6 protein-coding genes are annotated in these 5,929 nt (G+C 67.6%); 3 read left to right on the top strand and 3 right to left on the bottom strand.

Annotated features, from left to right (window positions below):
- Window positions 1-89: 89 nt before the first annotated feature.
- A complete protein-coding gene (locus tag KBX53_RS19430) occupies window positions 90-1,235 on the bottom strand; it encodes a hypothetical protein (protein ID WP_210860846.1) in 1,146 nt (381 codons plus the stop codon).
- Complete coding sequence (locus tag KBX53_RS19425) at window positions 1,232-1,804, bottom strand: RNA polymerase sigma factor (protein ID WP_030328480.1); 573 nt, start codon at window positions 1,802-1,804, stop codon at window positions 1,232-1,234. The genes KBX53_RS19430 and KBX53_RS19425 overlap by 4 nt, the downstream gene beginning before the upstream one ends.
- Window positions 1,805-2,076: 272 nt before the next feature.
- Between KBX53_RS19425 and KBX53_RS19420 the strand changes: the two genes are divergently transcribed.
- From KBX53_RS19420 to KBX53_RS37310, 3 genes are all read left to right on the top strand, one after another.
- Window positions 2,077-2,517, top strand: coding sequence for a hypothetical protein (locus KBX53_RS19420; protein WP_030328481.1), 441 nt, complete (start codon window positions 2,077-2,079; stop codon window positions 2,515-2,517).
- 40 nt (window positions 2,518-2,557) lie between these two features.
- Window positions 2,558-3,928, top strand: a complete 1,371-nt coding sequence (locus KBX53_RS19415; protein WP_309140809.1) for a glycoside hydrolase domain-containing protein — start codon at window positions 2,558-2,560, stop codon at window positions 3,926-3,928.
- A 282-nt stretch (window positions 3,929-4,210) separates the two neighbouring features.
- Window positions 4,211-4,570 carry a SpoIIE family protein phosphatase gene (locus KBX53_RS37310; protein ID WP_210860848.1) on the top strand — a complete coding sequence of 120 codons (360 nt, stop codon included), beginning with the start codon at window positions 4,211-4,213 and terminating at the stop codon, window positions 4,568-4,570.
- Between the two features lie 78 nt (window positions 4,571-4,648).
- On the opposite strand, the gene KBX53_RS19405 is transcribed toward KBX53_RS37310, so the two are convergent.
- A partial coding sequence (locus KBX53_RS19405) for a family 16 glycosylhydrolase (RefSeq protein WP_210860845.1) occupies window positions 4,649-5,929 on the bottom strand: 1,281 nt, incomplete at its 5' end.

Here is a 5,929-nt window from a genome sequence, read left to right as displayed (position 1 = left end):
GGACCCCACCACAGGGCGCGCTGGTCAGGGCGTATACAGCGGGATCGGTGCCCCGTCTGCCGGAACGCTGGTGGGTGGGAGTTGCCGGCCTACAGGTCGGCCTTCGTCACGCGGGAGGATTCGTACGTCGTGGAGGCCGTGGGGAGGCCAGGCACGGTGGAGACGTCCTTGACGAGCATGCCGGTCGTGGCGTCGATGGTCAGCACCTCGCTGCCCATGCCGCCGAACACCTCGGGGCCGGCGGTGATCGTCAGCGTGGCCTTGCCGTGGGTGGTCGAGTTCTTGACGCTGACCGCGGAGATGGTGGACAACAGACGCAGCACACCGGCCCGGACCTGCGTGTTGCCGTCGCCAGCGGACAACGCTTGGGTGCTGTACGTCCACAGGGCGTTGTCGAAGTGCCGCTGAACGGCCTGAGGGCTGTACGGCTTCGGCTCGGCGTTGCCGCCCTTCTGCTTGATGATCACCTGGGCGTCCGCCTGCTGCTTGTCCCACACCGCCTTCTGCGCTGCGGGGTCGAGGCCCACCAGCGGATTGTTGGCTGCCTTGAGCATCTGGGTCCGGCCGTCGGCCGGGCTGCTGTCCGCCGCGGCGATGGCCGCCTTGAGGAGTGGAGCGTAGCCCCCGTCGGTCATCTGATCCTGGTGACGGGCGATCGCACGCTTGATGTCCTTCACGCTGTTGCCCGTGTAGATCGCGTGACCATCGGTGTACAGCGTGTAGACGACCTGCATGGTCTTGGTGCCGTCGACCTGCGTCGCCTTCACCAGCCACGCGTCGCCCGCCGCCGGGGTGACCGTCTTGATGGACCCGGCCAGGGTCATCAGCGGCGTACGCTCGGCCGACCCGTCGGCTGCGGTCGAGGCCGAGGTGGCGGCTGACGAATCCTTGCCGGCCTCCACGCCCCCGGTCGCCGGCGAGTTGAGCACCACAGCGACAACTGCCGCCGCGGCGGCGACCCCCACCCCGGCGCCGATGCCCCATCGGCCCGCGATGCCGATCCGGCGGCGGGGCTGAAGTGCCGGGCTGGATTCGTGGTCCCGCGTGGTTGTCGTCGTTTCCATGGTTGAAGTCGCCTCCATAGTCGTGTCCTCCGCTGAATTCGCGCGCAGAAGCCGCACGGTTCCGGGGTCGGCCATAGCCGCCCGCAGCACCGCCCGCGCCCGCTGATACGCCTCCGGGCGTAGTGGTTCCGCGCTGCCCAACGCACCGACCAGATCGAGCTCGTCGGTCATCGGTGTCTCTCCTTCGCGCTGTTGCGGTCCTTCAGAAGCGCGGACACCCCCGGGGCGTCGCGCAATGCCGTCCTGGCCTGGCTCAGCAACCGCCGCGCGGTGCCGGCCGGTATGCCGAGTGCCCGCGCGGCGTCGGCCGCGGTCAGGTCCTCCCAGGCGACGAGCCTCAGGACCTCCCGCTCTTCGGGTTTGAGCCGTGTCAGGGCCGACCGGAGCACCGCCCGGGCGTCCACGCCAAGGTCCACCGCCGACCACGGATCCCATCCAGTAGCCACGTCCGGCACGTCCGCGACCAGGTCCTCGGCCGGCCGGGACCGCCAGTAGCGCCGCAAGCGATTCAATGCCACCCCGTACAGCCACGGCCGCGCATCGTTGTACGACCGGTCGTACGATCGCCGCGACTCGAACGCCGCAACCCACACCTCGCCCAGGAGGTCCTCAGCCGCATCCCGCCCAACCCGGCGAACGAGGTACGAACCGACGGCGGCCTCATGACGCTCGACCACCTCCACGAAGGCGTCGACATCGCCATCCAGCGACCGGCCTATCAAATCCGCATCCGAAGCCATAGCCCTCCTCGGCAAAGTCCGCGCTTCACCCTGACATTGCCGATCAGGCGGGAAAGTGTTCAGGCCCCGAGGTCCGACGGCAAGCGGTCGCCCAGTAGCGACCTCTCGGCGGCATGAGCGGCCGCGGTGCGGTCAGCGTGGGGCCCAGGCCAGGGCCGGGATTCGAAGTGAGGAGGTAGCGGCAGCGATGCTCAGGGTGAGTAGGTATGCGGACACTCACGGTCGGCGGGAGATCGCTAGCCTCGTAGTCCATCGAGCGGGGAGGGGCCAGCATGGCGGCGCTGGTCGAACACACCGAGCTGTACGTCGACGTCGACTATCGACTGTTCGCGATGATCGACGACAGCAACGACCGGCGCAACGCTCCACCCTCACCGCACGAGCTCGATCAATGGGTCAGCTCGGCGCCAGGCTACGTGGTGGTCGAGAACATCGACGACGCCGTGGTGCTGGGTAGCGACACCCGGCTGGAGACCTGGGACGGGCCGGCCGACTTCGATCCGGCCGGCTGGGACCGCAGCCACGTACTCGAGGTGGTCTTCGAGTCGGGCATCCTCGGGTTCTCCAGCGGCACGGCCGGCGGCATCGCCGACGCCTACCGCCTTCCGCCGGGCCGCCGATGGAGCGTACGGCTGGCCTGGCGCACCGAGGCGCCACCCGCTCCGGACGAGCTGCCGACCGCGTCGGTCCTCATCCAGTTCAGCCCGGCCTGAGCCGCCGGGCCGGCACTTCGCGGTCGGGCGGTCTGTCCCCGTGAGCTCGGCGCCGGGTCGGCGGCGACCCTCTATTGCTACTCATCGATTCATGGTAGAAATCTTTCGCACGGCCAGTTCCCAGGCAAGAATTTCTTCAGATGGAGGCGACGTGAGAGTCACTGCCGGGTGGCTGGCGAGTCTTACCGTTGCCGCGGTGATCGTGGCGCCCGCCGAGCCGATTGCTGTGGCCGCGACACCCACACAAGCATCAACTGCAGTGACGCCGCTGGCCACCGGCCCGCAACCCGGCACCTTCACCGGCCGGGGATTCGACACCTGTGCCGCTCCGTCCCAGACCACGATGAACGCGTGGCGGACCAGTTCGCCCTACGGCGCGGTCGGCATCTACATCAGCGGGGCCAGTCGCTCCTGTTCCCAGCCCAACCTCACCGCAAGCTGGGTGGCCAACCAGACCAGCAACGGATGGCGGCTGATCCCCATCGAACTGGGTTACCAGGCACCATGCGGCACCCGCACGCCGAAGATGTCCGCCGATCCCACCACCGCCCGGTCACAAGGCTTCTCCGCGGCCAACAGCGCCGCGAACGCCGCCCAGGCGCTGGGCATCGGCGCTGCGAGCACCCTCTACAACGACATCGAGCAATACCCGTCGAACGCGTCGTGCCGGGCCGCCGTGCTGTCGTTCCTGTCCGGTTGGACCGAGCAGTTACACGTACGGGGCTACCTCGCCGGCATGTACTCCAGCGGTTCGTCCGGCATCAAGGACGTCTGCGAGGCATACGACAACCCGAGCTACACGCGACTCGACCAGATCTGGATCGCCTGGTGGAACGGGGTGGCTGACACCGACGCCGGAAGCTACTGCGCCGATGCCCACTACGCGGACCAGCAGCGCATACACCAGTACGCCGGGGAGGTCACCGAGACGTGGGGCGGCGTCACGATGAAGATCGACCGCAACTACCTCGACGTGAGGGTTACGCAGACCCCGCCGCAGCAGTGGACCACGACCATCGACAACAGCACCTCGGGCGGCTTCACCGCGAGCACCGAATGGGGCACGTCGGCCTACTCCGGCCAACGGTTCGGCACCGACTACCGGTTTACCAGTCCGGTGTCGTCCAGCGACGTCGCCTGGTTCCGGTCGACCATCCCGGCGACCGGAAGCTATGAGATCTCAGTCTGGTACCCCGCCGACGCGGGCTACAACAACCAGACGCCATACCTTGTGGAGACAACCACAGGCAGCAGGTCCGTCTTCGTCAATCAGCGGATCAACGGCGGTAGGTGGGTCTCGATCGGCGTGTTCACGCTGGCGGCCGGCACGGGCAACAAGGTCGGCGTGAGTCGCTGGACCAGCGGCACCGGACTCGTGGTCGCCGACGCGGTACGGATCACCCGGGTCTGAGCTAGCTCACTCGCCCCTCGGCGAGCAGCGCGGTCACGGCCCGAACTGCCGGCGCCGCAGCCGTCTCCGGGAGAAACCCCAATGCAGCACCGCCATGACCCGCGCCCCCGCGCCCGCGACTACATCGGCCGATACATCCCACCCTGGGCATAGCCCCTTACCCAGGTGCTCGCCTCAACAACGCAGGTCTCCCGAACGGAGCCCAGCTACGCTTGGTGATGGCCGCACCGGATCTTGGCGGACCGGCGTCCTACCTGAAGTCCCACCTGGAGCCTTACCTCCATCGATCACGTTCCTTGCAGGTTCACGTTCGGTGCCAGGCGTAGGATTCACGGCCGTTCAGGGCATCCCGCTGATCCCACCCTGCTCCCCCTGGACCCACCTCCGGGCGCGGCGCTCGTCCTCTACACCGACGGACTGGTCCAACGCCGCAACGAACTGATCGACACCGACATCGAGCGCGTCGCCGACGGCGTACGGTCCGGGCCGGCCGACGCGTTGTGCGACCACGTCATGGCCACCACCGCCGAGGAGCACCGGACGACGACATCGCCCTGCTCGTCATTCGCCGCCAACCATCACCCGACGAGACCACTCAGGCAGCCGACAGGCCGCCTCCAACACCCTGGAGGCGGCCTGTGAACTACGAGACCTGACAGTGGGCGAGGCTGATGTGCGGCCCTCGTCGATCCCACTGACGGACGGTTGGGTTACGGTTCGTCAGGAGACGGGTTCGAGATTCCACTGACTGGTCCACCAGTTGGCGGGCGCGGCGCCGTACTGGATGCTGCCGGTCATGTTTTCGGTATGGGCGTAGGTGCCCTTCCAACGGTTCTTCAGGCGCAGGCGGCCGTCGACGGGCTCCTGGGCCCACTGCGCCGACCAGTAGGTGCCGGGTACCGCACCGGTCTGCACGTTGCCGGTCTGGTTCTCCACGTGCAGGTAGTTGCCGGTGGCACGGTTCTTGAGCCGGACGTAACCGTCGACGTTCTCGACTGCCCACTGGGCGGACTGGTCGGTGCCGGAAGCGGCGACGTACCTGGCGGTGCCGCTGCCGTCGTCCTTGACGTACTGGCCGGTCTGCCGGTTCTTCAACCGCTGATAGGACACCGGGTAGCCGCCGTCCTTCTTGTAGACGCGCAGGTAGTCAACGCTCCAGGTCTTGGGCCAGACGTCGTTGTGCCGACCGGAGCCGGCATCGGTGTAGATGCCCATGATCAGCCCCATCGGCATGTTGGGGGCGTCGTTGATCGTCCGGTAGAGCTGGCCGTCGTAGTAGAACTTGATGTCGGTGGGCGTCCACTCCATGCCGTACGTGTGGAACTCGGTGGTGGGTGACCCGCTGGGGACGGGGGCGATCGACGCGTACGAGCTGGACAGGAAGTTCGGGTCGCCCCAGCCGTGGGCGGCGATCCGCCAGTTGTTCGGCTCGTTGAAGAACGTCTCGACCATGTCGACCTCGGGGTTGCGCGAGGCGCTGGAGGTGTCCCCGGTGCCGACCAGCCAGAGGGCCTGGTGGCCGCCGCCGCCGACGTTCGACTTCTTGGCGCGCAGCTCGACGTAGCCGTACTGGAACGTGTAGCCGTTGAAGTCGGGCTCGTGGTGGTTCAACGGCATCGAGCTGTTGAACTTGTGCCAGTAGTCCTTGTTGTAGGTCTGGATCGAGGAGATCTTGACCGTGCCGTCGTACTGCGGGTTCCACGCCGGGGTGTCGGCGTCGATCCGCTGGGTGAGCACGCCGTCGGCGATCGTGTAGCGCGCCTTGGCACCCAGCTCGCGGTTGGCGGGGGAAGTCCAGTGCGGCAGGTAGTAGGGCAGCCAGCGGTTCGTGTCGAGGGTGCTGACGTCGAACTCTTCGGAGAAGTCGAGCGTGTAGCCCGGCTTGGCGAGCGGGCTGGGCGGGGTGTCGTCGGCCTGCGCCGGCGGGGCGGTGACGATGCCGGCGAGGGTGACGCCGAGGATCATCGAGCTGGCTGCGGCTAGAACTCTTCGAAAGCGATG

Origin of the sequence: Micromonospora sp. M51 (assembly GCF_018070305.1) — a bacterium.
GTDB lineage: Bacteria > Actinomycetota > Actinomycetes > Mycobacteriales > Micromonosporaceae > Micromonospora > Micromonospora parva.
This window is presented reverse-complemented; position numbering and strand designations above follow the sequence as displayed.

Bases quoted from the DNA above. Each gene is read 5' to 3' on its own strand.
- KBX53_RS19430 (WP_210860846.1), bottom strand. From the start codon at position 1,235: ATGACCGACGAGCTCGATCTGGTCGGTGCGTTGGGCAGCGCGGAACCA.
- KBX53_RS19420 (WP_030328481.1), top strand. From the start codon at position 2,077: ATGGCGGCGCTGGTCGAACACACCGAGCTGTACGTCGACGTCGACTAT.
- KBX53_RS19425 (WP_030328480.1), bottom strand. From the start codon at position 1,804: ATGGCTTCGGATGCGGATTTGATAGGCCGGTCGCTGGATGGCGATGTC.